Here is a 25,902-nt window from a genome sequence, read left to right on the forward strand (position 1 = left end):
GCACCGCGACACGAGGAGGCGCGGGCCGGGTCGGCCGTGTCGGCGGCCGTCGGTAGGGTCGCCCCGTGACCCGCGACGCCCTCTCCCCCGCCCAGGCCCGCCGCACGGCCCTCGCCGCGCAGGGCCTCGGCCGGCCCGTCGCCGAGGCGGCGGGCCCCCGGGCCGTCGGTGCCCGCCAGCTCCACGGCGTCGTCGACCGCCTCGGCCTGCTGCAGATCGACTCGGTGAACGTCTTCGAGCGCAGCCACCACCTCCCCGTCTTCGCCCGCCTCGGCCACTACGACCGCGACCGGCTCGACGAGCTGCTGTTCGCCCCGCGCGGGCGGTACGTCGAGTACTGGGCGCACGAGGCCGCGCTGCTGCCCGTCGAGACCTGGCCGCTGATGCGCTGGCGCATGGACGACCACCGCGCCCGGGCAGAGGCCGATCCGGGGTCGTGGCTGTCGGCCAACGCCCGGACGGCCGCCTGGCTGCTCGACGAGCTGCGCGGCGAGGGCCCGCTGCCCGCGAGCCTCGTCGAGCACGACGCGAACCGGCGCACGGGGCCGTGGTGGGGCTGGAGCGACGTCAAGCGCGGGCTCGAGGCGCTCTTCCGCGTGGGGGCGCTCGTCAGCGCCGGGCGACGACGGTTCGAGCGGGTGTACGCGCTGCCCGAGCAGGTGCTGCCCGCCGAGCTCCTCGCCGTCGAGGTGGGGCGGGAGGAGGCCCACCGTCGGCTGCTCGCCCACGCGGCCCGCGCCTCCGGCGTGGCGACCACCGCCGACCTCGCCGACCACTGGCGCATGAAGACGGCCGACGTCGTGCCCGCCCTGCACGACCTGGCCGACCAGGGCGTCGTGACGCCGGTGACGGTCCCGGGCTGGCCGCGAGGCGGCTGGCTGCACCGCGACGCGGCCTTCCCCCGGCGGATCGCCGCCGACGCCCTGCTCTCACCGTTCGACCCCGTGGTCTGGACGCGGCCCCGGGCGGAGCGCCTGTTCGGGTTCCGCTACCGCATCGAGATCTACACCCCGCAGGAGAAGAGGGTGCACGGCTACTACGTGCTGCCGGTGCTGCAGGGCGACCAGCTCGTCGCCCGCGTCGACCTGAAGAGCGACCGGCAGGCCCGGGTGCTGAGGGTCCAGGCCTCGTGGCGGGAGCGCGACCTACCCGTCGACGTCGACCGGCTCGCGGCGCTGCTGGGCCGGGCGGCCCGCTGGCAGGGGCTCGAGCGGGTGGAGGTCGTCGACCGGGGCGACCTCGCGGCGGCGCTGCGGGGCGCCGTCGGGGCGGGCGACGTCAGCTAGGGGTCAGAACTGGACGCGCGGCGGCTCGGCGATGGTCGAGGGCTGCTCGACCTCGAAGAAGTCGCGCTGCGAGACGCCCAGGCGCGGGGCGAAGAGCCGGGCCGGGAAGCCGGCGGCCTTCGCGTTCAGCTCGCGGACGCCGCCGTTGTAGGAGCGACGGGCGGCCTGGAGGCCGTCCTCGGTCTCGACGAGCTCGGACTGCAGCTGCAGGAACGACTGGCTCGCCTGCAGCTGCGGGAACGACTCGGAGACCGTGAAGGCCCCGCGGAGCGCGGTCTGCAGGTGCCCCTCGGCGGTCGACGCGGCAGCCGGGGTGCTCGCCTCGAGGGTCTCGACCCGAGCCCGCTCGACGGTCTCGAGCGCCTTGGTCTCGTGCGATGCGTAGCCCCTGACCTGCTCGACGATCGTCGGCACCAGCTCGGCCCGGCGGCGCATCTGGACGACGATGCCGTCCCACGCCTCGTCGACCCGGGTGCGGAGCGCCACGAGCGAGTGGTACGACGCCCAGGCCCAGATGCCCGCGAGGAGCAGGAGGAGGACGACGACGCCGACGGCGACGAGGATGCCGGTGAGGCCGGGTTGCATGACGGGTGACTCCTCCAGGTGCGTGGCGACCCGCGGCCGAGCGGGGGGCTCGGAGACGTCGTCGGGTCGGGGCTCGGTCCGGAGAACACTATAAATGCGCCCGACGGGGCCTCCACGTCGACTGGGCGTTCTCGGAGCGAACTCACGACATGCGTCGTCGACCGGCGAGGAGGAGCACACGGTCCTCCTCCGCGCAGCGGATTGACTTGTCCCCCGCGGCCGTGCTGAATGGGTCTCAGTGATCGACCTCCTGCCCTCCGCCGCCCCGCGACGCCCGGCCCCGACCGGCCGCCCCGCGGGCCTCCGGCACGCCCCGGCGCAGGGCAGGGCCCGGGCGTCCGTCACCGTGGTCCTCGCGACCGTCCTGGGCCTCGCGCTGCTGCTCGCCGGGCCGTCCGCACCCGGCTGGGCGGCGGCGAGCCCGACCCCGTCGCCGGCGCCGCCCTCCCTCGGTGCCCCGCCCACGACTCCCCCGCCCACCGCCGAGCCCGTCGCGCCGACGATCGGCCCGGTGGGCGACAGCGCGACGGGCACGGTGCTCGTCAGCGGCACCGCGACCCCCGGCGCGCGCGTCAAGGTCTCGGTCAGCGGCTCGGGCACGTTCCGCACCCTCTGCGACGCGGTGACGGCCGACGCCGACGGGGCCTGGTCGTGCTCCGGGCCGGTGCCCACCGGCGCGGCCTGGACGGCGACGGCCCGTGACCTCGACCAGCCGAGCACGCCCGACGTCGACTCGGGCCCGTTCTCGGTGCTGACCCCGCCGACCGTCCGCGGCGGCCTCCTCGTGGGCGGCAAGCTCTCCGGCACGGCCGCGCCCGGCGCCACGGTGACCGTCACGGCCAGCGGCGGCGCCCGCGCCACGGCGACCGCCGGCGGCGACGGGTCGTGGACGACGACGCTGCCCGCCTCCGCCTTCCCCTCCGGCTCGTACACGGTGACCGCGACGCAGTCGTCGCCCTCCGTGCCCGACGTGCCCAGCTCCGCCGCCTCGAGCGCCGTCTCGGTGCGGGTCGACCGCGACGCGCCCGCCGCTCCGCGCCTCACCTCGCCGACGGCCGGGCAGCGGATCGCCGCGCAGCCCGTGACGGTCACCGGGAGCGGCGAGGCCGGAGCCCTCGCGACCGTCTACGTCGACAGCTCGCCCGTCTGCCAGGTCGTCGTCGGCGACGGCCCGTGGTCGTGCAGCACCACCGGCTCCGACCTCCCCCTAGGCTCGCACGTCGTCCAGGCCGCCCTCGTCGACCCGGCGGGCAACTACGGGCCCCCCTCGGCCGGCGTCACGGTGACCGTGGTCGACCCCGCCTCCGCCGTCGCGCCTCCCGTCGTGGGCCCGACGCCGCGACCCGGTGCCACGCCCGCCCCCACCGCCTCCCCGTCGCCCGCAGGCCCGTCGACGTCGGCCGCGCCGGTCGCCCCCGGGTCGCCCGGCGGCGACGGCGGACCTCCGACCGACGACGCCGCAGGAGGCGCGGGGGGCGACCCCGGCACCGGTGACGGCCCCCGGGGCACCTGGGCCACCGCCACCTCGTTCGGGGAGCACCTGCCGACGCTCGGCCAGACCCTCGGCGGCCCGGCCTGGGCGCTCGCCGGCGGGCTGGCGCTGCTGTTCCTCCTGCTCGTGGCCGCGCCGGCCCGCCTCGCGGCCGCGTCGCTGCGCGGGCGGCAGCGACGGCGCCCCGCCTCGCTGACCGGCCGCAACCGCGGCGTCGAGCTGCCCACGTCGTTCAGCGCGGCCACGATCAGCCCGTGGCTGCCGGTCGCCCTGGCCCTCGTGGCGGGCGCCGCCGTCACGGCCGTCGCCGCCGGGGTCGACGACGAGCTGCAGTACGCCCGCCTGGCGCTGGGGATCGTGATCGGGCTCGTCGTGATCAACGGGCTGGGCGTGGCGCTGCCCGCCCTGCTCGTCGCGCGGGCCCGGGGGCTGGCCCTCCGCGTGCGGATGTCACCGCGCCTCCTGCTGGCGGCCGTCGTCGCGTGCGCGGCCACGCGGGCCCTCTCGCTCGACCCGCCGCTCGTGCTGGGGGTGCTGCTCACGGGCGCCCTCGTCGCCGTGCCGTCGTCGTCCGGGCGACACCGCGGCGCGGAGGCCGCGCGCGAGCCCGACTCCCGTGACGTCGGCGTCGCGGCGGCCGCGCAGCTCGGGGCCCTCGTCGTGCTCGGCGGGGCGGCGTGGGTGCTCCACGGCGTCGTGCCCGGGGCCGCGGCCGGGGCCGGGGCCGGCGCGGGCGCTGAGCTCGCCCGCGAGACGCTGGCGACCGTGTGCCTGGCCGGGCTCGGCTCGCTCGTCGTCTCGCTCGTGCCGCTCGGCGGCCTGCCGGGGCGACGAGTCTGGGCCTGGTCGCGCGGCGCCTACGTCGGGCTCGTCGTGGTCGGCGTGAGCGTCGCCGCGGTGGTCTTCGTCGGGGCGCCGACGGCGGCGTTCCCGGTCGTGCCGCTCGTGGCGGCCAGCGCGGTCGCGGCGCTCGGGGCGGTCGCGGCCTGGCTCTGGCTGCGTGTGGTCGAGCCCGCGGGCCGCGAGGCCTGAGCCGCGCCCGTCGCCCGCGTCGGCCGCGTCGCCCTGACGGCGTGACCGTGCCCCCGCAGGGATTCGAACCCTGACTTGGACGATTTTAAGTCGCCTGCCTCTGACCAGTTGGGCTACGAGGGCCTCCCCCGAGCCTACGAGACGGCGGCGGCGGCCGTCGCACGGACACGACGACGCCCGCCGTGCTGACGAGCAGCAGGGCGGGCGTCGTGGTCGGCCGCTCGAGGCGGCCGGTGCCGTGACTACTCGGCGGCGGGCACCTTGTCGGTGCCGGCGACGTCGGTCGACGCTCCGGTGCCGCGGGCCGAGCCGCCGGCCGTGGCCCCGACCTTCTCGCCCTCGGCGGGCGCGCTGCCGTCGGCGTCGACCGGGTTCGCGTAGGCGGGGCCGGGCTCGCCGGCGGCCTTGCCGATCTCGGGCGCGGGCGCCGCTGCGGGCTCGTCGGCGGCCGGCTTCGGGCGCGACGCGAACGCCTCGAACGCGGCACGGGGGCGCTCACGGTCGTCGAGGGAGACGATGTCGCGGCCGAGCCAGAAGTTGTTCCACCAGCCGGTGACGACGCGGAACTTGCGCTCGAAGGAGGGCATCGCCATGCCGTGGTAGCCGCGGTGCGCGGCCCAGGCCGGGAAGCCCTTCAGCACGAACTTGCCGCTCTGGAAGACGCCGGTGCCGAGGCCCAGGCCCGCGACGGCGCCGAGGTTCTCGTGCACGTAGTCGACGGGCTCCTCGCCGCGGAGCACGGCGGTGATGTTCTTGGCGAGCTGCTTGCCCATGCGGACGGCGTGCTGGGCGTTCGGCACGCAGAAGCCGCCGACGCCCTTGCCCGTGAGGTCGGGCGTCGCCGCGACGTCGCCGCAGGCCCAGGCGCCGGGCACGACGGTCTCGCCGTCGACGACGCGGAGGTCGGCCTGCACCGTGATGCGGCCGCGCTGCTCGAGGGGGAAGTCGGTGGAGCGCACCATCGGGTTGGCCATGACCCCGGCCGTCCAGACGATGAGGTCCGACTCGAACGACTCGCCGGTCGACAGCTCGATCTTGCCGCCGACGGCCGACTGCAGCTGCGTGTCGAGGTGCACCGTGGCGGCGCGCTCGGCGAGGTTCTTCAGCACCCAGTGGCTCGTCTCGAGCGACACCTCGGGCATGATGCGGCCCATCGCCTCGACGAGGTGGAAGTGCGTGTCGTCGATGGTGAGGGTCGGGTACTTCTTCAGCAGGTCGCTGGCGAAGCTGCGCAGCTCGGCGAAGATCTCGATGCCGGCGAAGCCGCCGCCGACGACCGTGACCGTCAGCAGGCGGTCGCGCAGCGGGCCGGCGGGCAGGTCGGCCGCCTTCGCGAAGTTGGTGAGGAGCTTGTCGCGGATCGCCGCGGCCTCCTCGATGGTCTTGAGGCCGATGGCCTCGTCGGCCACGCCCGGGATGGGGAAGGTGCGCGACACGGCGCCGGCCGTCATGACGATCTGGTCGTACTGCATCGTCCACGCGTCGCCGACGGACGGGGTGATCGTCGCGGTCTTCGTGGCGTGGTCGACCGCGGTCACCTTGGCGGTGACGACCCTCGTCTTCTTGAGGTGGCGGCGGAGCGAGACCACGGCGTGACGGGGCTCGATCGAGCCGGCCGCGACCTCGGGGAGGAAGGGCTGGTACGTCATGTAGGGCAGCGGGTCGACGACCGTCACCGACGCCTCCCCCTGACGGAGGTGCTTCTCGAGCTTCCAGGCGGTGTAGAAGCCGGCGTAGCCGCCGCCGACGATCAGGATTTCAGGCACGGTGAAGGCTCTCCTCGTTGTGGGGTGTCGCAGGAGACTTTACTCCTGCCGACGGCCCCGCCCGTACTGCCGGGCGGCGCCGACCCCGACGAGCACCAGGGCCCCGCCGAAGACCGCGAAGACGATGAGCGGGACGCCCGTCGACCGCATCGTCTCGACCGTGGGCAGCAGGGCCGACAGCCGCTCGCCGTCGGGGGTCTCGGGGGTGGGCACCGGCGCCGGCTCGACGGGCACGGCCGACGAGCTGCCGTCGGGCACGACCTCGTCGGCGCGGCGGTGCACGCGGATCCACTCCGAGAGGTCGCCCATCGGGTTCGCCTCGACGTGCGGTACGTCACGGGTGACGGCCGCCGCCGCGTCGACGAGCCCGTAGCCGTAGAGGGGGTCGGGCTGGCTCGCGCCGCGCGGCTCGGCCGTCGCGACCACGCGGTTAATGACGTCGTCGGCGTCGAGCTCGGGGTGGGCGGCCCGCACGAGGGCGACGATCCCCGCGACGAGGGGCGTGGCCCCGCTCGAGCCGTTCCAGCTGTAGTGGACGTCGTCGGGGCCGACCCCGACGAGCTTCTCGCTCGGCGCGGCGACCCCGATGGTGATGCCCTGGCTCGACGCGTCGAAGCTCGCCGTGCCCGAGCGGTCGACGCCCGCGACGGTCAGCACGCCGGGCATGGTCGCGGGCGCGCCCACCTCGGTCGTGCCGCTGCCGCGGTTGCCGGCGGCGGCCACCACGACCACGTCGTGCTCCATCGCGTAGAGGAACGCGTCGTCCCAGCTGGTCGGCCAGTCGAGCGTGTTGCGGGTGAGCGACATGTTGATGACGTCGGCGCCATGGTCGACCGACCAGCGGACCGCGTCGGCGATCTGGGTGTCGGAGTCGACGGCGCCGGTGCCGAAGCCGACCGAGACCGACAGCAGGCTCGCCTCGGGCGCGACGCCGACGACGCCGTCGCCGCTGCCGGTGCCTCGGCCCGCGAGCATGGAGCCGACGAGGGTGCCGTGCGCCGGGTCGTCCGTCCCGACCGGGGTCTGACCGTCGGGGCTGCCCTGGCCGCTGACGTCCGTGCCCCCGACGACGGCGCCCTGGAGCTCGCGCACCGACCCGTCGACGCCGGTGTCGATGACCGCCACCGTGACTCCTGCGCCCCGGGTGGTCTGCCAGGCCTGCTCGATGCCGTAGTCGGCGAGCCAGTACTGCTGGTCGCGGATCGCGTCGGCACGCGCCGAGGCCGCGGGCAGCACGACGAGGGCGGCCGCGGCGACGACGGCCGCGACGCTGACGCCCCCTCGCCGCCGCACGGCGGTCAGGCTGCGCCGTCGGAGGCGGTGGTCGCCGGGGCGGACTCGTCGAGCCAGTCGGGGCAGCGGCAGACGTCGGGGCTCCACGACGCACGCTCGAGCGCGAGGTCGCCGATCGGGTTGACCCCGGGGCCCGCCGCGAGGGCGTGGCCGACGAGGGCGTGCAGGCACTTGACGCGCTCGGGCATGCCCCCCGCCGTGACGTGCGCGATCTCGGCGACGTGCTCGATGCCCTCGCGGTCGGCGAGGTAGGCGTCGTGGGCGGCGTGGTACTGCTCGCGCACCTGCTCGTCGCCGGCCAGCAGCTCGGTCATCTCGGTCATCACGCCGGTGGCCTCGAGGGTCGAGACCGCCGCCGTCGCCCCCGGGTGGCACAGGTAGTAGAGCGTCGGGAAGGGCGTGCCGTCGCCGAGGCGCGGCTTCGTCGCGACGACGGTGGGCGCCCCGCAGACGCAGCGCGCGGGGATGCCCACGACGTCGCGGGCGGGGCGGCCCAGCTGCGCCGTGACGATGCGCACGTCGTCGTCGGTGACCGGGTCGAAGGGAGGGGTCGTCACGGGGTGCCGCCTGTCGAGGTGGAGGACGGCACGGTCGCGCCGCCGAGGTCGGGCGCGACCAGCTCGGTCGCGGGGGCGTCGCTGAGGCCGGCGTCGAGCACGGACGACGTCATGGCCGCCACCCAGTCGACCTGGGGGGTCTGCAGCGAGTCGCTGATCGGGGCGGGCTGCGAGGGCTCGGCGCCGGCCGACTCGCCCATGACGAGGTAGCTGTACTCGCCCGGGTAGACGTAGAGCAGGCGGTCGCGGGCCTGGGCCTCGATGTAGGCCGGGTCGCTCCAGCGCGCGACGTCGCCCTGCAGGTCGTCGACGTCGGCCTGCTGGTCGCGGACCTCCTGCTCGAGGGCGGCGATCTGCTGCTGCTGCTGGATGAGCGTGCGGAGCGACGGCGCGAGGATGACGACGAAGAGCACGAGGATGACGAGCATCACGAGGCTGAAGCCCGACGAGCGGATGTTGCGGAGCCAGGCGCCCGCGGCCGAGTCGGCGGCCGGGAGGCTCACCGGCACGCGGCGGTTCGGGGTCTCACGAGGCATGTGTCGAGGGTAGACGACGCACCCGGGCGCCGGGTCACGGAACGCCGAGAGGCCCGCCCCCGGGCGGGGACGGGCCTCTCGGCGGGGCGCTGGCTAGGCCTGGAAGCGCGGGAACGCCGAGTAGCCGGCGTAGACCGCGGCCTCGCCGAGCTCCTCCTCGATGCGGAGCAGCTGGTTGTACTTCGCCACGCGCTCGCTGCGGGCCGGGGCGCCGGTCTTGATCTGGCCGGCGTCGGTCGCGACGGCGAGGTCGGCGATCGTGGTGTCTTCCGTCTCGCCGGAGCGGTGCGACAGCACGGTGGTGTAGCCGCTGCGCTGGGCGAGCGAGACCGCGTCGAGCGACTCGGTCAGGGTGCCGATCTGGTTCACCTTGACGAGGATCGAGTTCGCGGCGCCGGTCTGGATGCCCTTGGCGAGGCGGGTCGGGTTGGTGACGAAGAGGTCGTCGCCGACGATCTGCGTCTTGCGGCCGATCTCGCTCGTGAGGTGCGCCCAGCCCTCCCAGTCGTCCTCGTCGAGGGGGTCCTCGATGGAGACGAGCGGGTACGAGGCGACGAGGTCGGCGTAGTACGAGGCGAGGAAGGCCGAGTCGCGCGACTGCCCCTCGAACGTGTACGAGCCGTCGGAGTAGAACTCGCTCGAGGCGACGTCGAGGCCGAGCGCGATGTCTTTCCCGGGGGTGAAGCCGGCCGTGGTGATGGCCTCGACCAGCAGGTCGAGCGCGGCGCGGTTGCTCTCGAGGTTCGGCGCGAAGCCGCCCTCGTCGCCGAGGCCGGTCGAGAGGCCGGCGGCCTTCAGCTGGCTCTTCAGCGCGTGGTAGGTCTCGGCGCCCCAGCGGACGGCCTCGCCGAAGGTCGACGCGCCGATCGGCAGGATCATGAACTCCTGGATGTCGACGTTGCTGTCGGCGTGCGAGCCGCCGTTGATGACGTTCATCATCGGCACGGGCAGCGTGTGGGCGTTCGGGCCGCCGAGGTAGCGGAAGAGCGGCAGGTCGGCCGAGTCGGCGGCGGCGCGGGCCACGGCCAGCGAGACGCCGAGGATGGCGTTGGCGCCGAGGCGCGACTTGTTCTCGGTGCCGTCGAGCTCGATCATCGCCGCGTCGATCAGGCGCTGGTCGGTGGCGTCGAGGCCCTCGACCTCCGGGCCGATCTCGTCGATGACGGCCGCGACGGCCTTGAGCACGCCCTTGCCGAGGTAGCGGCTGTCGTCGCCGTCGCGGAGCTCGTAGGCCTCGAAGGCCCCGGTGGATGCGCCCGAGGGGACGGCCGCGCGCGACACGGTCCCGTCGTCGAGCAGGACCTCGACCTCGACGGTCGGGTTGCCCCGCGAGTCGAGGATTTCGCGGGCGCCTACGGCGTCGATTGCTGCCACGGAGAACTCCTTAGTGTGTCGTCAGGTCGTCGGGGCCTGGGCCCCGCCGCCTAGCCTAGCCGCGCCTCCGACCGGCGACGCGGGTGTTCAGCGGACGTTCGCCCGCCGTCGGTCAGCCGATCGGGCGGATCTGCAGCTCGTCGACGGACTCGCCCCCGCGCACGGAGGCGAACCGCCCGAAGCCGGCGGCCGCGAGCGCGGCGAGCTGGCCCCTGGCGTTCTTCGCGCGGCGCTCGAGCCGCACCCGGCCCTCGCCGCCGGCGAGCAGCGCCCGCTGCAGGGCGACCAGCTCGGCCGGCGGCACCGTCTTGTCGTGCAGCACGGCCAGGCCGTCGTCGTCGGCCCCGTCGAGCTCGACGAGGTCGACGATGCGCTCGAAGCCGAGCGAGAAGCCCGCGGCCGGCACGTCGGTGCCGAGGAACCGGCCGATCATCCCGTCGTAGCGACCGCCGCCGCCCAGCGAGTAGCTGAAGTCGGGGTGCGCCACCTCGAAGATGGTGCCGGTGTAGTAGCCCATGCCCCGCACCAGCGTCGGGTCGAGCACGAGGGTCGCGCCCGGCAGCGCGTCGCGGAGGGCCACGAGGTCGGCTGCGGCCTCGGCGTCGAGCCAGGCGGGAGGCGCGGAGCCGGTGATCGAGTCGAAGGTCGCCTCGCCGAGCTGGTGCAGCTGCGCCGCGAGGTCGTCGCCGCCGACGCCGAGCTCGCGCAGCTGCGTCGCCACGCCCTCGACGCCGATCTTGTCGAGCTTGTCGATCTCGACGAGCGCCCGGTCGGTCAGCTCGGGGGCGACGCCCCAGTGGGCGAGCACGCCGAGCAGCACGCGGCGGTCGTTGACGCGGATGGTCGTGCCCCGGAGCCCGAGGGCGTCGAGCACGTCGGTCGTGGCCGAGATCAGCTCGACCTCGGCCTGTTGCCCGGGCTCGCCGAGGATGTCGATGTCGCACTGGACGAACTGGCGGTAGCGGCCCTTCTGCGGCCGCTCGGCCCGCCAGACGGGAGCGATCTGCACCGAGCGGAAGACGGTCGGCAGCTCGGCCCGGTGCGACGCGTAGAACCGGGCCAGGGGCACGGTGAGGTCGAAGCGCAGCCCGAGGTCGGCGAGCTCGAGCGGCGACCCGACGGCGCGGACGGCGTCGAGGTCGAGCCCGCGGCGCAGCACCGCGAAGACCTGCTTCTCGTTGTCGCCGCCGAGGCCGGACCAGAGGAACTCGGCGCCCTCGACGACCGGGGTCTCGATCTCGTCGAAGCCCCGCGAGCGGTAGACGTCGCGCACGGTGGCCAGCACGCGTTCGCGGCGGCGCTTCTCGGCGGGCAGGAAGTCTCGCATCCCGCGCGGCGGGGTCACGTGTGAGGGCATCGCACCATCATCCCAGAGGGCAGCCCCGGGAGGCGCGCGGTCGAGCCCCGCGGGATTGCGCGTCATGTGACATGTCGGCTATGGTCGACGCAGGTCGTCGGCGCGAATCGGGTTGCGCACCGGCGACCGACCCCGGCGCCCTCCCTTCCCTGCGGTGAGGGCTCCACGACGGGCCAGGCGCCTCGCGCCTGGCCCGTTCATCAGCGCGGGGCGGGGCGGCTCCGCCCTGGGCCGGCCACGGCGTGACCGACCGTCACGGGACCGCTCCGGGCTCGACCCCGGCGTGCGGTCACGGCGTGGAGGCGAGCTGCGGCGCGCGGGCCACGAGGTCGTCGACGACGCGGGTGGCCGCGGTCGTGAGCGGGCGCACCTCCGCCGTGACGAGGGCGTCGTGCTGGAGGCCTCGGAGGGCGTCGACGGCGACCCGCGCCTCCGGCCCGGCCACCGCCTCCGGCACGCCCTGCGCCACCAGCCAGCGCGCGACGAAGTCGTGCCAGCGGGCGACCTCGCCCCGGGCCGGGCCCTGCTCGCCGGCGACGACCTCGAGCAGGGCCGCCTCGGTCTCGAGGCGCAGCAGGTCTCGGCCGCGCTCGCTGGTCGAGTCGGCCCAGGCGTCGAGCAGGTGCGACCGGAGCGCCCGGGCGTCCAGGGCGGTCGGGTCGACCGCCAGCGCGGCGTCGTGCCGCGCGACGACTCCGCGCACGATCTCGGCGACGAGCTCGGCGCGGTTGCCGAAGTGGTAGACGAAGACGTACGTGCTCACGCCGAGCGCGTCGGCGAGGGTGCGGAACGACACCGTGGCGATCGACCGGCTGCGGAGGTGCTCGATGATCTGCGCGAGCAGCTCGGGCTTGCGGGTCGGGTCGGGTCTGCGAGGCACGGGAGCCCCTCCTCTGCGAGGGCGAGCAGCCCGGCCCTGCGCCGGGTCGTCGGCCCGGTCGCACGATAACAGACGGCCACCGCGGCCCCCGGACGCCCCCGACGACACCGGCGGGCGGACTCGCCGGGGTCGACGAGCAGCGTCGACGACCACCGGCGACCGCCGACCACATGACACATCAGGGTTCCGTCTTTGACATGTCAGCACTCCACCCGGTACATTCGACGCAGTGCCGCACGATGCATCGGGGGTGATCCCCCTCGACGCAGTGCGGCGCCGACGTGCCCCTCGCCCGCGCGGCTGGTCCTCGACCGCCGTGTGGCCGGGCACGTGGGGGCGCCCGCCGTTCGGGTCGGTCGGGTGCCCTGTGCCGGGGTGTCCGCCGTTCGGGTCGGTCGGACCCCCGGCCCTCTCCCCTGTCTTCTCGCCCCGTGCCCTGTCCGTCCACGACGGCGACCTCGCGGCGGGGCCCCGTCCGACCCCGGCCGAGTGCCCTACGGCCGCGGGGCCTCGCCCGACCGCAGCTGCTGCTCCCGCTCGCGGACGGCTCGACGGAGCGCCCGCTCGGCGTCCAGCCCCTCCGTGGTCGCCGCGTCGACGCGGGCGAGGAGCTCACGCCCCCACGAGAGCTCGACGTCGGGCGCGCCGTCGACGGGGGCGGCGGGCGGCGTGACATGACCGGCCGACCGGCGCCGCGACTCCACCTTCTGTGCCCTCGCCAGGGCGGGCAGGCCGAGGGGCACGCCGTCGTAGGCACTGCGGCGGTCGGCTTTCTCCCGGGCCTTGGCGGCGGACCAGAGCCGGACGATGTCGTCGACGTCGGCGGCCTCGTCGCCGGCGAAGACGTGGGGGTGCCGACGCACGGTCTTCGCGGCGACGTCGCGGACGACGTCGGCCAGGTCGAAGCCCTCCCCCGGCGCCCTCGCCGCGATCGCAGCGTGGAGCACGACCTGGTACAGCACGTCGCCGAGCTCCTCCCGGCGGTCGGCCGGGGTGCCCGACTCGATCGCCTCGACGAGCTCCGACGACTCCTCGACCAGGTAGGTGACGAGGCTCTCAGGGGTCTGGGCGCGGTTCCACTCGCAGCCGCCCTCGTCGGCCAGCAGCGCCTCGACCACGCGGACGAGCGCCGCGAGCTCGGCGCCCGCGCGGCCGTCGACGCCGTCCGTCACGGTCGACTCAGCTCGCCGCGGCGGAGCTGTCGGCGGACGGGCGCGGCGCCTCGGCGCCGTAGATCGACGACATGAGCTGCTCGACCCAGGTGATCAGCTCGCCGTCGGGCAGGGCCTCGCCGTGCTTCCGCGGCAGGGGGACGCTCACCGAGCGCGTCTGGCCGAACCAGCGCGAGCCCGGGTACATGCGCTGCAGGCGCACCTGCATGCTGTCGGGCAGGTCGAGGCCGGCGACCCGGAGGTTGCTGCCCATGACGACGACCTCGCTGAGCCCCGCCTTCTGGGCGGCACGGCGGAGGCGCGACACCTCGATGAGCGCGAGCACGGACGCGGGCGGGGCCCCGTAGCGGTCGGTGAGCTCCTCGAGCACGGCGTCGATCTGCTCGTCGGTCGAGGTGGGCGAGCTGGCGGTCGAGAGCTTCTGGTAGGCCTCGAGGCGGAGGCGCTCGCTCTCGACGTACTCCTCGGGGATGTGGGCGTCGACGGGCAGCTCGAGCCGCAGCTCGGTCTGGCCCTCGGCGACCTCGCCGCGGAAGGCGCCGACGGCCTCGCCGATCATGCGGAGGTAGAGGTCGAAGCCGACGCCGGCGATGTGCCCGGACTGCTCGCCGCCGAGCAGGTTGCCCGCCCCGCGGATCTCGAGGTCTTTCAAGGCGACCTGCATGCCCGCGCCGAGCTCATTGTTCGCCGCGATGGTCTCGAGGCGGTCCTGGGCGGTCTCGCTGAGCGGCTTCTCGGCGTCGTAGAGGAAGTACGCGTAGCCGCGCTCGCGGCCCCGGCCGACGCGGCCGCGCAGCTGGTGCAGCTGGCTGAGGCCGTACTTGTCGGCCCGGTCGATGATGAGCGTGTTCGCGTTGGCGATGTCGAGCCCGGTCTCGATGATGGTGGTCGAGACGAGCACGTCGAACTTGCGCTCCCAGAAGTCGACCATCACCTGCTCGAGGGTCGACTCGGCCATCTGCCCGTGCGCGACGGCGACCCGCGCCTCCGGCACGAGCTCGGCGATCTGCGCGGCGACGCGGTTGATGCTCGAGACGCGGTTGTGGACGTAGAAGACCTGGCCCTCGCGGAGCAGCTCGCGGCGGATGGCGGCGGCCTTCTGCCGCTCGCTCTCGGGGCCGACGAAGGTGAGGATGGGGTGGCGGTCCTCCGGCGGGGTCGCCAGGGTCGACATCTCACGGATGCCGGTGACGGCCATCTCGAGCGATCGCGGGATCGGCGTCGCCGACATCGCGAGGATGTCGACGTTCGTCTTGAGCTTCTTCAGCGCGTCCTTGTGCTCGACGCCGAACCGCTGCTCCTCGTCGATGATGACGAGCCCCACGTCTTTGTAGACAATGCTCTCGCTGAGGAGGCGGTGGGTGCCGATGACCATGTCGACGGTGCCGTCGCCGAGGCCCGCGATCGTCTCGCGGCTCTCCTTCGCGGACTGGAAGCGGCTGAGGCTGCGCAGGTGCACGGGGAAGCCCGCGAACCGGTCGGCGAAGGTGTCGAAGTGCTGCTTGACGAGCAGCGTCGTCGGCACGAGCATGACGACCTGCTTGCCGTCCTGGATCGCCTTGAACGCGGCGCGCACGGCGACCTCGGTCTTGCCGTAGCCGACGTCGCCGGAGAGCAGGCGGTCCATCGGGATGGGCCGCTCCATGTCGGCCTTGATCTCGTCGATGGTCGTCAGCTGGTCGGGCGTCTCGGCGAAGGGGAAGGCCTCCTCCAGCTCGCGCTGCCACGGGGTGTCGGGCGGGAACGCGTGGCCCTTGGACGCCATGCGCGCGGAGTACAGCTTCACGAGCTCGACGGCGATGTCGCGGACGGCGCGACGGGCCTTGCTCTTGGCGCTGGCCCAGTCGCTGCCGCCCATCTTGCTGAGCGTGGGGGCCTCGCCGCCGACGTAGCGGCTGAGCAGGTCGAGCTGGTCGGTGGGCACGTAGAGCTTGTCGCCCGGGTAGCCGCGCTTCGACGGCGCGTACTCGAGCACGAGGTACTCGCGGCTGTTCTTCACGGCGTTCTTGCCGCCGGTGCTGACCTCGCGGCTGGTGAGCTCAAGGAACTTGCCGATGCCGTGCGTCTGGTGCACGACGACGTCGCCGGGCTTGAGCTGCAGCGGGTCGACGACCGCCTTGCGGCGGCTGGCGAGCTTCTTCACCTGCCGGGAGTCGTAGTTCGCCGAGCGGCCGTAGAAGTCGCTCTCGCCGAGCACGGCGACCTTGGCCTCGGCCAGCTCGAAGCCGGCCTCGACCCCGCCGGCGACGAGCAGGGCGACGCCCGGCTCGAGCTCGTCGGGCAGGTCGTCGAGCAGGCGCGCGGCCACGGCGCGCTCGCCGAGCACGTCGCGGGCCCGCTCGACGAGGCCGACGCCCCGCGAGGTCACCACGACGCTCCACCCGTCGCGGAGGCGCTGCACCACGTGGTCGACGGCGCCCTCGGCGTGGCCGCTGAAGCTCGGCACGCTCTCGGCCTCGACGCGCACGTAGTCGCCGGCCGACGCGGCGGCGTCCTCGTCGCTGAGCACCTCGCCGGTGTCGAACGAGCTCATCGTGAACCAGGTGCGGTCGCCCGCCGACTCGCGGAGCTGGCGAAGGGTGATGAAGTCGCCCGCGTCGAGGTCGATGGGCGCCTCGGCGCCGGCGGTCGCGGCGTTCCACGCCGCGGAGAGGAACTCGCGGTTCGTCTCGGCGAGGCTCTGGGCACGGGAGTTCACGCGCTCGGGCGACAGCACGGCGACGGAGGCGCCCGCCGGCAGGTAGTGCGTGAGCGGCACGAGGCCGTGGACGAGGGCGGGCGCGAGCGACTCCATGCCCTCGACGGGGATGCCCTCGGAGATCTTGGCGAGCATCTGCGCGAGGCTCGGGAACTCGTGCTGCATCTCGCGCGCCCGCTGCCGCACGTCGTCGGTGAGCAGCATCTCGCGGCTCGGCGGCAGCTCGACGCCGGCCACGTCGCCGTCGAGGCTCCGCTGGTCGGCGACCGAGAAGCGCCGGATCTGGTCGACCTCGTCGCCGAAGAAGTCGACGCGGACGGGGTGCTCGGCGGTGGGCGGGAAGACGTCGAGGATGCCGCCGCGGACGGCGAACTCGCCCCGACGGGTGACCATGTCGACCCGGGCGTAGGCGAGGCCGACGAGCGACTGCGAGATGGCGGTCAGGTCGTGCCCACGGGAGCCCACGGTCAGCTCGACCTGGTCGATGTCGGCGAGGTTGTCGGCCAGGGGCTGCAGGGCGGCACGGACGCCGGCCACGACGACGATCGGCCGCACGGCGTCGGGCGTCGCGGCGGCCTCGGCCGACCAGGCGGCGAGGCGCCGGAGCGCGTGGATGCGCTTGCCGACGGTCTCGGCACCGGGGCTGAGGCGTTCGTGCGGCAGGGTCTCCCACGCGGGGAACTCGATGACCTCGGCGTCTGGCAGGTAGCTCGCGAGGGAGCCGCGCACGGCCTCCGACTCGCGGCCGGTCGCCGTGACGACCAGCATCGCCTGAGGACCCTCACGGCGGGCCAGGAGGCCGGCGACGAGGGGGACGCGCAGACCGTCGACCAGGCTGTAGTCGGTGCTGCGACCGGCCCGGTCGAGGGCAGCGGAGAACGTGGAGGCGCGCGACAGCGCCGAGATCAAGCCCGCGAGTATCACCCGGCAAGGCTACTCGGCACGACCGACAGACAGCCCGCGGGTTCGCTGAGGGCTCAGCCCCGGCTTGCGACACCGCTCCCGGGAGGGAACTAGCTCTTCGCGGTGTGGAACGTCTAGCTCTTCGCCGTGTGGAACTTCAGCTGCGCCGCCGTCAGCCCGTCGGCCGCGATCATCTCGACCGCGTCGGCGGCGTCGGCCACGAGGATCGGCAGGGTCTGCCGCTCCGTGGGCGTGAAGTCGCGCAGCACGAAGTCGGCGGCCGGCTGGCGGCCCGGGGGGCGGCCGATGCCGACCCTGACCCGGAGGAACTCGTTCGACCCCGTCGCCGCGATGATGTCGCGCAGGCCGTTGTGGCCGCCGTGGCCGCCGCCCTGCTTGATCTTGAGGGTGTCGAAGTCGATGTCGAGCTCGTCGTGCACGACGATCAGCCGCGACACGTCGAGGTCGTAGTACTTGAGGAGGGCCGCGACGGGGCCGCCCGAGAGGTTCATGAAGCTGCCGGGCGCCGCGAGCACGAAGCGGGGGCCGCCCGGTGCCGGGCGGCCCTCCGCGACGAGCGAGTTCGTCTTGTGCTTCTTGAACCCCGCGGACAGGCGGTGGGCCAGCTCGGCCAGCACCATCTGCCCGACGTTGTGCCTGTTGCCGGCGTAGCCGGGCCCGGGGTTGCCGAGCCCGACCACGAGCCACTGGTCGCTCAGGGGGTCCTCCTCAGTGATGCAGGGGCGGGGCGTCAGACGGTGGTGCGGGTGTTACTCGGAGCGCTCTTCGTCCTCGATCGAGGGCACGTCGCCCTCGGCCTCGGCGGCCTCGCCCGACTCGTCGTCGACGGCGTCGGTGGTGAGGTCGAGCTGCGGCACGGAGACGGCCAGCACGAGCACCTCGGGGTCGGTGACCAGCGTCGCGCCCTTGGGGAGCGCAAGGTCGGAGGCGTGCACCTGCGAGCCCTCCTCGAGGCCCTCGATCGAGACGACGACCGACTGCGGGATGTCGGTGGCCGACACCTCGAGCGAGACGACGTTGAGCTCGACGACGTGGATCGTGCCGGGAGCCGACTCGCCCTCGACGTGCACGGGCACGTCGACGCTGACCTTCTCGCCCTGGCGGACGACGATGAGGTCGATGTGCTCGATGATCTGCTTCACCGGGTCGCGCTGGATGTCCTTGACGAGGGCGAGCTGCTTCGTGCCCTCGATGTCGAGCGTGATGAGCGCGTTCGAGCGACGCGTGATGAGCATCGTCTCGTGGCCGGGGAGGGTGACGTGCTGGGGGTCGGTGCCGTGGCCGTAGATGACCGCGGGGATCGCGTCGGCGGCGCGGATCTTGCGGGCCGCTCCCTTGCCGAAGCTGGTGCGCAGGGTGGCGGACAGGGTGTTGTCGTCGGACATGGTGGTCTCCGTTTCTGCAGGCCCTCGGGCCTGGGGGTGTGTGGTCGGTGTCAACTCGAACGCGCGTCGCGTGAGGAGGGACCCACAGCCGTGGAGCGACCACCCAGAGGGCGGTCTCGGGACTGAGTGCCTGCCTACCTCGTCGATCACGGATGCCGGGGCATCCCTCGCCGAAGTTCAGCTGCCCAGGTTACACGCGGCCCGGGCGTGTCGCCAACCGGTCGAGGACCTCGGCCACGATCTCGTCGGGGCCGGCCTGCACGTCGACGCTGGTGCCGGGCTCGTCGTCGGCGAGCGGCTCGAGCGCGGCGAACTGCGACTCCATCAGCCCGGGCGGCATGAAGTGGCCCTTCCGGGCCTTCTGGCGCTCGGCCACGAGCTCGCGGACCCCGGTGAGGTGGACGAAGCGGAGGCGGTCGTCGCCCGAGCGGAGGACGTCGCGGTACGAGCGCTTCAGCGCCGAGCACGCGACCACCACGCCGTCGTCGCCGGCCTCGCGGATGCGCCGGGCGACGATCTCGAGCCAGGGCCGACGGTCGTCGTCGTCGAGCGGGTGGCCGGCCGACATCTTGTCGCGGTTGGCCTTCGGGTGCAGGTCGTCGGCGTCGACGAACGGCACGCCGGCGCGCTCGGCCAGCAGCTCGCCGACGGTCGACTTGCCCGACCCGCTCACGCCCATCACGACGACGGGGGGCAGGGTGGTGGTGGTCATGCGGTGTCCTTCCGAGACGGGCGGGTCCCGACCAGCGTAGGCGCGCCTCCCCCCGTCCGCCGGGGGTGCCTGACGGTCCCTGTCAACCGGTGAGCGGCGAGGCATAGTCTGCGGTCCACCGACCTTGAGGAGGCACCGTGACCGAACACGGAGACACGAGCGAGCAGACCGCGCAGGCGAACATCGGAGTGGTCGGCCTGGCCGTCATGGGCTCCAACCTGGCGCGCAACCTGGCCAGCCGCGAGGGCAACACCGTCGCGGTCTACAACCGCTCCCCCGAGCGCACCGACACCCTGATGAGCGAGCACGGCGACGCCGGCTTCGTCGCGTCCAAGTCGATCGAGGACTTCGCGGCGTCGCTGCAGAAGCCGCGCACCGCGATCATCATGGTGCAGGCCGGGAAGGGCACCGACGCCGTCATCGACCAGCTCGCCGACCTCTTCGAGGAGGGCGACATCATCGTCGACGGCGGCAACGCGAACTTCCAGGACACGCGGAGGCGCGAGGCCGCCCTCAAGGAGCGCGGCCTGAACTTCGTGGGCGCCGGCATCTCGGGCGGCGAGGAGGGCGCGCTGAAGGGCCCGTCGATCATGCCCGGCGGCTCGAAGGAGGCGTACGAGACCCTCGGCCCCATCCTCGCCTCGATCGCCGCGGTCGCCGAGGGCGAGCCCTGCGTCACCCACGTCGGCAGCGACGGCGCCGGCCACTTCGTCAAGATGATCCACAACGGCATCGAGTACGCCGACATGCAGCTCATCGCCGAGTCGTACGACCTGCTGCGCCGCGTCGGGGGCCACGAGCCGGCCGCCATCGCCGACGTGTTCGAGGAGTGGAACCGCGGCGAGCTCGAGTCGTACCTCATCGAGATCACCGCCGAGGTGCTGCGCCAGACCGACGCGAAGACCGACGCCCCGCTGGTCGACTCGATCGTCGACCAGGCGGGCTCGAAGGGCACCGGCGTCTGGACGGTGCAGAACTCGGTCGGGCTCGGCGTGCCCGTCGGCGGCATCGCCGAGGCCGTCTTCGCCCGCGCCGTGTCGTCGAAGCCCGACCAGCGCGCCGCCGTGCAGGCGACGCTGCAGGGCCGACCCGAGGTGCAGGAGGCGGGCGACGGCTTCGAGGACGACGTGCAGAAGGCGCTCTACGCGTCGAAGATCGTCGCCTACGCGCAGGGCTTCGACGCCATCATCGCGGGCGCCCTGGAGTACGGCTGGGACATCGACAAGGGCGCGATCGCGAAGATCTGGCGCGGCGGCTGCATCATCCGCGCGCAGTTCCTGAACCGCATCGTCGACGCCTACGAGAAGGACGCGACCATCGCGACCCTGCTCGAGGACGACTACTTCGCCGCCGCCGTGCGCGACGGCGAGGACGCCTGGCGCCGCATCGTCGCCAAGGCGGCGCTGTCGGGGATCCCCGTGCCCGGGTTCGCGTCGGCGCTGTCGTACTACGACTCGCTCGCGTCGGAGCGCCTCCCCGCCGCCCTCATCCAGGGGCAGCGCGACTTCTTCGGCGCGCACACCTACGAGCGGGTCGGCGAGGAGGGTGTGTTCCACACCCTCTGGTCGGGCGACCGCTCGGAGATCGAGACGGAGCCGTCGACGCACTGAGTCGACGACTCACCGGGACGACGACGGGGCGACCAGCAGTGCTGGTCGCCCCGTCGTCACGGCGTGGGCTGGGTCAGGCGGCTCCGTCGAACATCGACGTGACCGACCCGTTGTCGAAGACCTCGTGGATGGCCCGCGCGATCAGCGGGGCGATCGGCAGGATCTCGAGCTTGTCGAACTTCTGGTGCTCGGTCAGCGGCAGGGTGTCGGTGACGACGACCGAGTCGATGAACTCGCTGGCGAGGATCTCGGGGGCAGGGTCACTGAACACGGCGTGGGTCGCGGCGACCACGACGCCGATCGCGCCGGCGGCCTTGAGGGCCTCGGCGGCCTTGACGATGGTGCGGCCCGTGTCGATCAGGTCGTCGACGAGCAGGCAGACGCGGCCCTCGACCTCGCCGACGATCTCGTGCACCGTCACCTGGTTCGGCACCAGCGGGTCGCGGCGCTTGTGGATGATGGCGAGGGGGGCGTCGAGCTTCTCGCTCCAGATGTCGGCGACGCGCACGCGGCCCATGTCGGGCGACACGACCGTGAGCGTCGAGTTGTCGAGCTTCGCGCGGAAGTGCTCGAGCAGCACCGGCATGGCGAAGAGGTGGTCGACGGGGCCGTCGAAGAAGCCCTGGATCTGCGGGGCGTGCAGGTCGACGCTCATGATGCGGTGGGCGCCGGCGGCCTTGAACAGGTCGGCGACGAGGCGGGCCGAGATCGGCTCGCGGCCGCGGCCCTTCTTGTCTTGCCGGGCGTACGGGTAGAAGGGGGCGACGACCGTGATGCGCTTGGCCGAGGCGCGCTTGAGCGCGTCGACCATGATGAGCTGCTCCATGAGCCACTCGTTGATCGGGGCCGAGTGCGACTGGATGACGAACGCGTCGGCACCGCGCACGCTCTCGTCGAAGCGGGCGTAGAGCTCGCCGTTGGCGAAGGTGCGGGCGTCGGTCGGGATGAGCTCCGAGCCGAGCTCCGCCGCGATCTGGTTCGCCAGCTCGGGGTGCGCACGACCCGAGACCAGGACGAGTCGGTTCTCCCCGGTGATCTTGATTCCGGACACGTCACTCGCTCTCCGGCCCCGAGGGGCCAACCCGACCGGCTCGCTAGTCGGTCGTTCGTTCGGCGCGGGCGGCGGCCTCGGCAGCCGCGGTGCCGGGGCGGTTCGCCTCGACCCATCCGCTCGCATTGCGCTGTGGAGCGATGCTCAGGGCCAGGGCACCTGCCGGCACGTCCTTCCGGACGACCGTTCCCGCACCTGAGTACGCTCCGTCGCCAATCCTAACGGGGGCGACGAACACGTTGTGCGACCCCGTCCTCACGTTCGAGCCGACCTCGGTGCGGTGCTTCGAGACGCCGTCGTAGTTGGCCGTGATCGTGCCGGCGCCGATGTTCGAGTCGGTGCCGACCTCGGTGTCGCCGATGTAGCTGAGGTGCGGCACCTTCGAGCCCGCGCCGATCTCGGCGTTCTTGGTCTCGACGAAGGTGCCGATCTTGCCGCCCTCGCCGAGCGTCGTGCCGGGCCGCAGGTACGAGAACGGGCCGACGGAGGCGCGGGCACCGATCACGGCGAGGGTCGCGTCGGTGCGCTTCACGACCGCGCCCTCGCCCACCTCCGTGTCGACGAGGGTGGTGTCGGGCCCGACGACGGCGCCGGCGGCCACGTAGGTCGCGCCCTTCAGCTGGGTGCCGGGCAGCAGCTCGACGTCGGGGCTGAGGGCGACGTCGCGGTCGATCCAGGTGGTCTGCGGGTCGACGATGCTGACGCCCTCGCGCTGCCAGTGCTCGACGATGCGGTCGTTGAGGCGGCGGGCGGCCACGGCGAGCTGCACGCGGTCGTTGATGCCCTCGAGGCGCCAGGTCTCGTCGACCGCGCGGGCGGCGACCTTCTCGCCGGCGCCGGTGAGCAGGCCGACGACGTCGGTGACGTACTTCTCGTTCTGGGCGTTGGCCGAGCCGACGCGGGGCAGCTGCGCGCGGAGGGCCGCGACCGTGAAGGCGTAGGTGCCCGAGTTGATCTCGCGGAGCGCCCGCTCGGCGTCGGTGGCGTCCTTGTGCTCGACGATGCGCTCCACGTCGCCCGAGGCGAGGCGCACGACGCGGCCGTAGCCGGTGGCGTCGGGGAGGACGGCCGACAGCAGCGTCGCGGCCGCCGCCTCCTCACGGTGCTGCTCGAGGAGGCCGCGCAGGGTGCCGTGGTCGAGGAAGGGCACGTCGGCGCTCACGACGACGACGTCGCCGTCGAAGTCGGCGGGCAGCGCCTCGACGGCCTGCTCGACGGCGCGGCCGGTGCCGGGCACGTCGTCCTGGTCGACGATCAGGGCTGTCGGCGTCGTCTCGACGATGCTCGTGACGACGAGGTCGCGCTCGTGCCGCACGACGGCGACGAGGTGCTCGGGCTCGAGCGCGGCCGACGACTCGAGGACGTGCTGGATCAGCGGGAGGCCGGCCAGGCGGTGCAGCACCTTCGGGGTCGCGGACTTCATGCGCGTGCCCTGCCCTGCGGCGAGGACGACGACGGCGAGGGTGCGTGCGGGCATGGTGCTCCTTGGTGAGGTGGGCGCGGCGTTCACCGCCGATCCTCCCACGCGGGGGCGGCGATCAGCGGGAGCGGACGACGGCGACCGAGCCGGAGACCGCGACGGCGTCCTCGACGAGCGCGACGACGAGGTCGGGCAGGCCGGTCTTCTCGACGACGGCCTTCCGGGCGACGTAGAAGAGCCAGCTGCCCGCGAGGGCGCCGAGCGCCCCGGCCACGGCGCCGGCGACGCGGTGGCCGTCGCCCGCGGTGGTGCTGATCGCGGCGCCGACGACGGCGCCGGAGGTGGCCCGGCCGAGGAGCGGGCCCGCGCCCACGCGGCTGGGCGTGGCGGGCAGCTTGTCGCCGACGAGCTCGCCCGCTCCGGCGGCGACGGCCACGCCGCGGCCGACGGGGCTGCGGAACAGGGCCCAGCGCTGCCAGCTGCCCCGCGACTCCGCGCTGTCGTGGTGGAGGGCGAGCACGGCGAGGGGCGTGGCGGAGCGGGAGCCGCTGAGGGCGCCGAGCAGGGCGGCCTTCACGAGCGGGCGGAGGGTGGCGGACGTCGACATGGGCGGCTCCTCGTCGTCGGGGCGCGGCGCTGACGCGGCCGGCCGGTGGACCTGGAGGCTACCGACGGAGCCGCACGGCGTCCGCCCCGCCCGGCCGACTCACGGCTCCGCCACCAGGATTCGAACCTGGACCTAACAGCTCCAAAGGCTGTCGTGCTGCCGTTACACCATGGCGGACCGCGCTCGCGCGCGAGGTCAAGTGTGACAGCGCGGTGCAGGCAGGGCAAAGCGGACCGGGTGCCATGATGAGGGGATGTCCGAGCCCGAGCGCACCGAGGGGCGCGACCAGCCCGCGGGGCCCGAGCCCCGCGACGAGGTCGACCGCATCGTCGACGCCTGGGGCCACGAGCGCCCCGACCTCGACTTCGCCCCGCTGCACGTGCTCTCGCGCGTCGACCGGCTCGCCAAGCACCTCGAGCGGGCCCGACGCGACGCCTTCGTCGCCAGCGACCTCGAGCAGTGGGAGTTCGACGTGCTCTCCGCCCTGCGCCGCGCGGGCGCCCCGCACCAGCTCAGCCCGAAGACCCTCCTGCAGCAGACGCTCGTCTCGAGCGGCGCCATGACCAACCGCATCGACCGGCTCGTCGCCCGCGACCTCGTCGAGCGGCGCACCGACCCGCACGACGGGCGCGGGATCCTCGTCACGCTCACCCCGTCGGGCGGCCGCGCGGTCGACGACGCCATCGAGCGGCTCGTCGAGGCCGAGCGGGCCCTGCTCAGCGACCTCGACGACCACGACCGCCGCCGCCTCGCCGGGCTGCTGCGCACCCTGAGCCTCACGCTCGGCGGCTAGGCCACCCGCGCGCGGCCCGAGTGGCTCGCTAGGCGAGCAGCTCGCTGAGCTCCAGCCAGCGGGCCTCGAGCTCGGCGGTCTTCGCGTCGAGCGCCGTGAGCTTCGCCTGCAGCGCCGCGAGGCCGTCGAAGTCGGACTGGTCGAAGGTCGCGAACTGCTCGAGCAGGCCGGCGCGGTCGCCGCCCGCCTTCGCCAGCTTGCGGTCGATCGAGCCGAGCTCCTTCTCCGCGTTGCGCTTCTCGGCGCCCGAGAGGCCCGACGCCGCGGCGGCCGCCGCGACCGAGCCGTGGGCTCCCTGGACCGCCGTCGGCCGGTCGGTGGCGCCTCCCTGGGCGTCGGTCACCTGCTTGCGGAGCGCCAGGTACTGGTCGACGCCGCCCGGCAGGTGCCGGAAGGCCCCGTCGAGCACGGCGTACTGCTGGTCGGTGACGCGCTCGAGCAGGTACCGGTCGTGCGAGACGACGAGCAGGGTGCCGGGCCAGCCGTCGAGGAGGTCCTCCATCGCCGCGAGCATGTCGGTGTCGAGGTCGTTGGTGGGCTCGTCGAGGATGAGCACGTTCGGCTCGTTCAGCAGGATGAGCAAGAACTGGAGGCGGCGCTTCTGCCCGCCCGAGAGGTCCTTGATGGGCGTCTGCAGCTGCGCGCTCGTGAAGCCGAGGCGCTCGAGCAGCTGGCCCGGCGTCATCTCCTTGCCGGCCGTCACGTAGGAGGTGCGCTGCCGGCCGATCAGGTCGTTCACCTTCTCGTTCGCGACGGCGTGCAGGTCGGCGAGCTGCTGGTCGAGGATGGCGAACTTGACCGTCTTGCCCTGCTTGACCCGCCCCTCCGTCGGGGCCACGACCCCGGTGACGACCTTCAGCAGGGTGGACTTGCCGGCGCCGTTGACGCCGAGGATGCCGGTGCGCTCGCCGGGCGCGATGCGCCACTCGACGTCGTGCAGCACGCGCTTGTCGCCGAACGAGACGCCGACCTCGACGAGGTCGACGACGTCCTTGCCGAGCCGCGCGGTCGCCATCTGCGACAGCTCGACCGAGTTGCGGGCGGGCGGCTCGTCGGCGATGAGCTCGTTGGCGGCGTCGATGCGGAACTTCGGCTTCGTCGAGCGGGCGGGGGCGCCGCGGCGCAGCCACGCCAGCTCCTTCCGCATGAGGTTCTGGCGCTTCGACTCGCTCGCCGCGGCCGAGCGGTCGCGCTCGACGCGCTGCAGCACGTAGGCCGCGTAGCCGCCCTCGAAGGGCTCGACGACGCCGTCGTGCACCTCCCACGTGTCGGTCGAGACCTCGTCGAGGAACCACCGGTCGTGGGTCACGACGACGAGCGCGCCCGACGAGGCCGACCAGCGACGACGGAGGTGCTCGGCCAGCCAGGCCAC

At 73.8% G+C, this 25,902-nt stretch carries 21 protein-coding genes and 2 tRNA genes; 4 read left to right on the top strand and 19 right to left on the bottom strand.

The annotated features are described in order from the left end of the window. Positions 1-65 precede the first annotated feature (65 nt). Entirely contained in the window at positions 66-1,286 is a 1,221-nt protein-coding gene (locus F1C15_RS05310) for a winged helix-turn-helix domain-containing protein (protein ID WP_185233403.1), read from the top strand. A gap of 3 nt (positions 1,287-1,289) precedes the next feature. Here the strand turns inward: F1C15_RS05310 and F1C15_RS05315 are convergent, their stop codons facing one another. Continuing rightward, entirely contained in the window at positions 1,290-1,871 is a 582-nt protein-coding gene (locus F1C15_RS05315; protein WP_056056679.1) for a LemA family protein, read from the bottom strand. Between the two features lie 238 nt (positions 1,872-2,109). On the opposite strand from F1C15_RS05315, the gene F1C15_RS05320 reads away from it, so the two are divergent. Beyond that, positions 2,110-4,395 carry a hypothetical protein gene (locus F1C15_RS05320; protein WP_185233405.1) on the top strand — a complete coding sequence of 762 codons (2,286 nt, stop codon included), beginning with the start codon at positions 2,110-2,112 and terminating at the stop codon, positions 4,393-4,395. 48 nt (positions 4,396-4,443) lie between these two features. Here the strand turns inward: F1C15_RS05320 and F1C15_RS05325 are convergent. From F1C15_RS05325 to F1C15_RS05385, 13 genes are all read right to left on the bottom strand, one after another. After that, positions 4,444-4,518, bottom strand: a tRNA-Leu gene (locus tag F1C15_RS05325). 119 nt (positions 4,519-4,637) lie between these two features. Beyond that, positions 4,638-6,161, bottom strand: a complete 1,524-nt coding sequence (locus F1C15_RS05330) for an NAD(P)/FAD-dependent oxidoreductase (RefSeq protein ID WP_185233407.1) — start codon at positions 6,159-6,161, stop codon at positions 4,638-4,640. 39 nt (positions 6,162-6,200) lie between these two features. After that, positions 6,201-7,454, bottom strand: coding sequence for a S8 family serine peptidase (locus F1C15_RS05335; RefSeq protein ID WP_255465495.1), 1,254 nt, complete (start codon positions 7,452-7,454; stop codon positions 6,201-6,203). Positions 7,455-7,459: 5 nt separating this feature from the next. Next, positions 7,460-8,011 (bottom strand): DUF501 domain-containing protein, encoded by a 552-nt coding sequence (locus tag F1C15_RS05340; RefSeq protein ID WP_056056684.1) that lies wholly within the window; start codon positions 8,009-8,011, stop codon positions 7,460-7,462. Further along, a complete protein-coding gene (locus tag F1C15_RS05345; protein WP_056056685.1) occupies positions 8,008-8,547 on the bottom strand; it encodes a septum formation initiator family protein in 540 nt (179 codons plus the stop codon). Before F1C15_RS05345 ends, F1C15_RS05340 begins: the two co-directional genes overlap by 4 nt. A 93-nt stretch (positions 8,548-8,640) precedes the next feature. After that, positions 8,641-9,921, bottom strand: a complete 1,281-nt coding sequence (gene eno, locus F1C15_RS05350; RefSeq protein WP_185233409.1) for a phosphopyruvate hydratase — start codon at positions 9,919-9,921, stop codon at positions 8,641-8,643. 112 nt (positions 9,922-10,033) lie between these two features. Next, positions 10,034-11,278 carry a HisS family protein gene (locus tag F1C15_RS05355; RefSeq protein WP_185233411.1) on the bottom strand — a complete coding sequence of 415 codons (1,245 nt, stop codon included), beginning with the start codon at positions 11,276-11,278 and terminating at the stop codon, positions 10,034-10,036. Between the two features lie 289 nt (positions 11,279-11,567). Then, a complete protein-coding gene (locus tag F1C15_RS05360) occupies positions 11,568-12,158 on the bottom strand; it encodes a TetR/AcrR family transcriptional regulator (RefSeq protein WP_185233413.1) in 591 nt (196 codons plus the stop codon). Between the two features lie 494 nt (positions 12,159-12,652). Beyond that, positions 12,653-13,330 (bottom strand): MazG nucleotide pyrophosphohydrolase domain-containing protein, encoded by a 678-nt coding sequence (locus F1C15_RS05365; protein ID WP_185233415.1) that lies wholly within the window; start codon positions 13,328-13,330, stop codon positions 12,653-12,655. Between the two features lie 7 nt (positions 13,331-13,337). Further along, positions 13,338-16,952: a transcription-repair coupling factor gene (gene mfd / locus F1C15_RS05370; protein ID WP_185233417.1), complete on the bottom strand. Its 3,615-nt coding sequence runs from the start codon at positions 16,950-16,952 to the stop codon at positions 13,338-13,340. 113 nt (positions 16,953-17,065) lie between these two features. Further along, positions 17,066-17,650, bottom strand: a complete 585-nt coding sequence (gene pth / locus F1C15_RS05375; protein ID WP_185234087.1) for an aminoacyl-tRNA hydrolase — start codon at positions 17,648-17,650, stop codon at positions 17,066-17,068. Between the two features lie 51 nt (positions 17,651-17,701). Continuing rightward, positions 17,702-18,337: a 50S ribosomal protein L25/general stress protein Ctc gene (locus F1C15_RS05380; RefSeq protein ID WP_185233419.1), complete on the bottom strand. Its 636-nt coding sequence runs from the start codon at positions 18,335-18,337 to the stop codon at positions 17,702-17,704. Positions 18,338-18,527: 190 nt separating this feature from the next. Next, entirely contained in the window at positions 18,528-19,049 is a 522-nt protein-coding gene (locus F1C15_RS05385; RefSeq protein WP_185233421.1) for a gluconokinase, read from the bottom strand. Between the two features lie 206 nt (positions 19,050-19,255). On the opposite strand from F1C15_RS05385, the gene gndA reads away from it, so the two are divergent. Beyond that, positions 19,256-20,659, top strand: a complete 1,404-nt coding sequence (gene gndA / locus F1C15_RS05390; RefSeq protein ID WP_056058923.1) for an NADP-dependent phosphogluconate dehydrogenase — start codon at positions 19,256-19,258, stop codon at positions 20,657-20,659. Between the two features lie 73 nt (positions 20,660-20,732). Here the strand turns inward: gndA and F1C15_RS05395 are convergent, their stop codons facing one another. The 4 genes from F1C15_RS05395 to F1C15_RS05410 all read right to left on the bottom strand — a co-directional run bounded on the left by F1C15_RS05395 (position 20,733) and on the right by F1C15_RS05410 (position 23,914). Continuing rightward, positions 20,733-21,710: a ribose-phosphate diphosphokinase gene (locus tag F1C15_RS05395; protein ID WP_056056702.1), complete on the bottom strand. Its 978-nt coding sequence runs from the start codon at positions 21,708-21,710 to the stop codon at positions 20,733-20,735. 43 nt (positions 21,711-21,753) lie between these two features. Continuing rightward, positions 21,754-23,187 (bottom strand): bifunctional UDP-N-acetylglucosamine diphosphorylase/glucosamine-1-phosphate N-acetyltransferase GlmU, encoded by a 1,434-nt coding sequence (gene glmU, locus F1C15_RS05400; RefSeq protein WP_185233422.1) that lies wholly within the window; start codon positions 23,185-23,187, stop codon positions 21,754-21,756. 61 nt (positions 23,188-23,248) lie between these two features. Next, positions 23,249-23,737: a DUF4126 family protein gene (locus F1C15_RS05405; RefSeq protein ID WP_185233424.1), complete on the bottom strand. Its 489-nt coding sequence runs from the start codon at positions 23,735-23,737 to the stop codon at positions 23,249-23,251. Positions 23,738-23,842: 105 nt separating this feature from the next. Beyond that, a tRNA-Gln gene (locus tag F1C15_RS05410) sits at positions 23,843-23,914 on the bottom strand. A 76-nt stretch (positions 23,915-23,990) separates the two neighbouring features. Here F1C15_RS05410 and F1C15_RS05415 point away from each other — a divergent pair. Next, on the top strand, positions 23,991-24,530 hold the full coding sequence (locus F1C15_RS05415; protein ID WP_056056708.1) for a MarR family winged helix-turn-helix transcriptional regulator: 540 nt from the start codon (positions 23,991-23,993) through the stop codon (positions 24,528-24,530). A 28-nt stretch (positions 24,531-24,558) separates the two neighbouring features. Here the strand turns inward: F1C15_RS05415 and F1C15_RS05420 are convergent, their stop codons facing one another. Next, on the bottom strand, positions 24,559-25,902 hold the full coding sequence (locus tag F1C15_RS05420) for an ABC-F family ATP-binding cassette domain-containing protein (protein ID WP_370543626.1): 1,344 nt from the start codon (positions 25,900-25,902) through the stop codon (positions 24,559-24,561).

The sequence above is a fragment of the Frigoribacterium sp. NBH87 genome, from assembly GCF_014217665.1.
GTDB classification, from domain to species: Bacteria; Actinomycetota; Actinomycetes; order Actinomycetales; family Microbacteriaceae; genus Frigoribacterium; species Frigoribacterium endophyticum.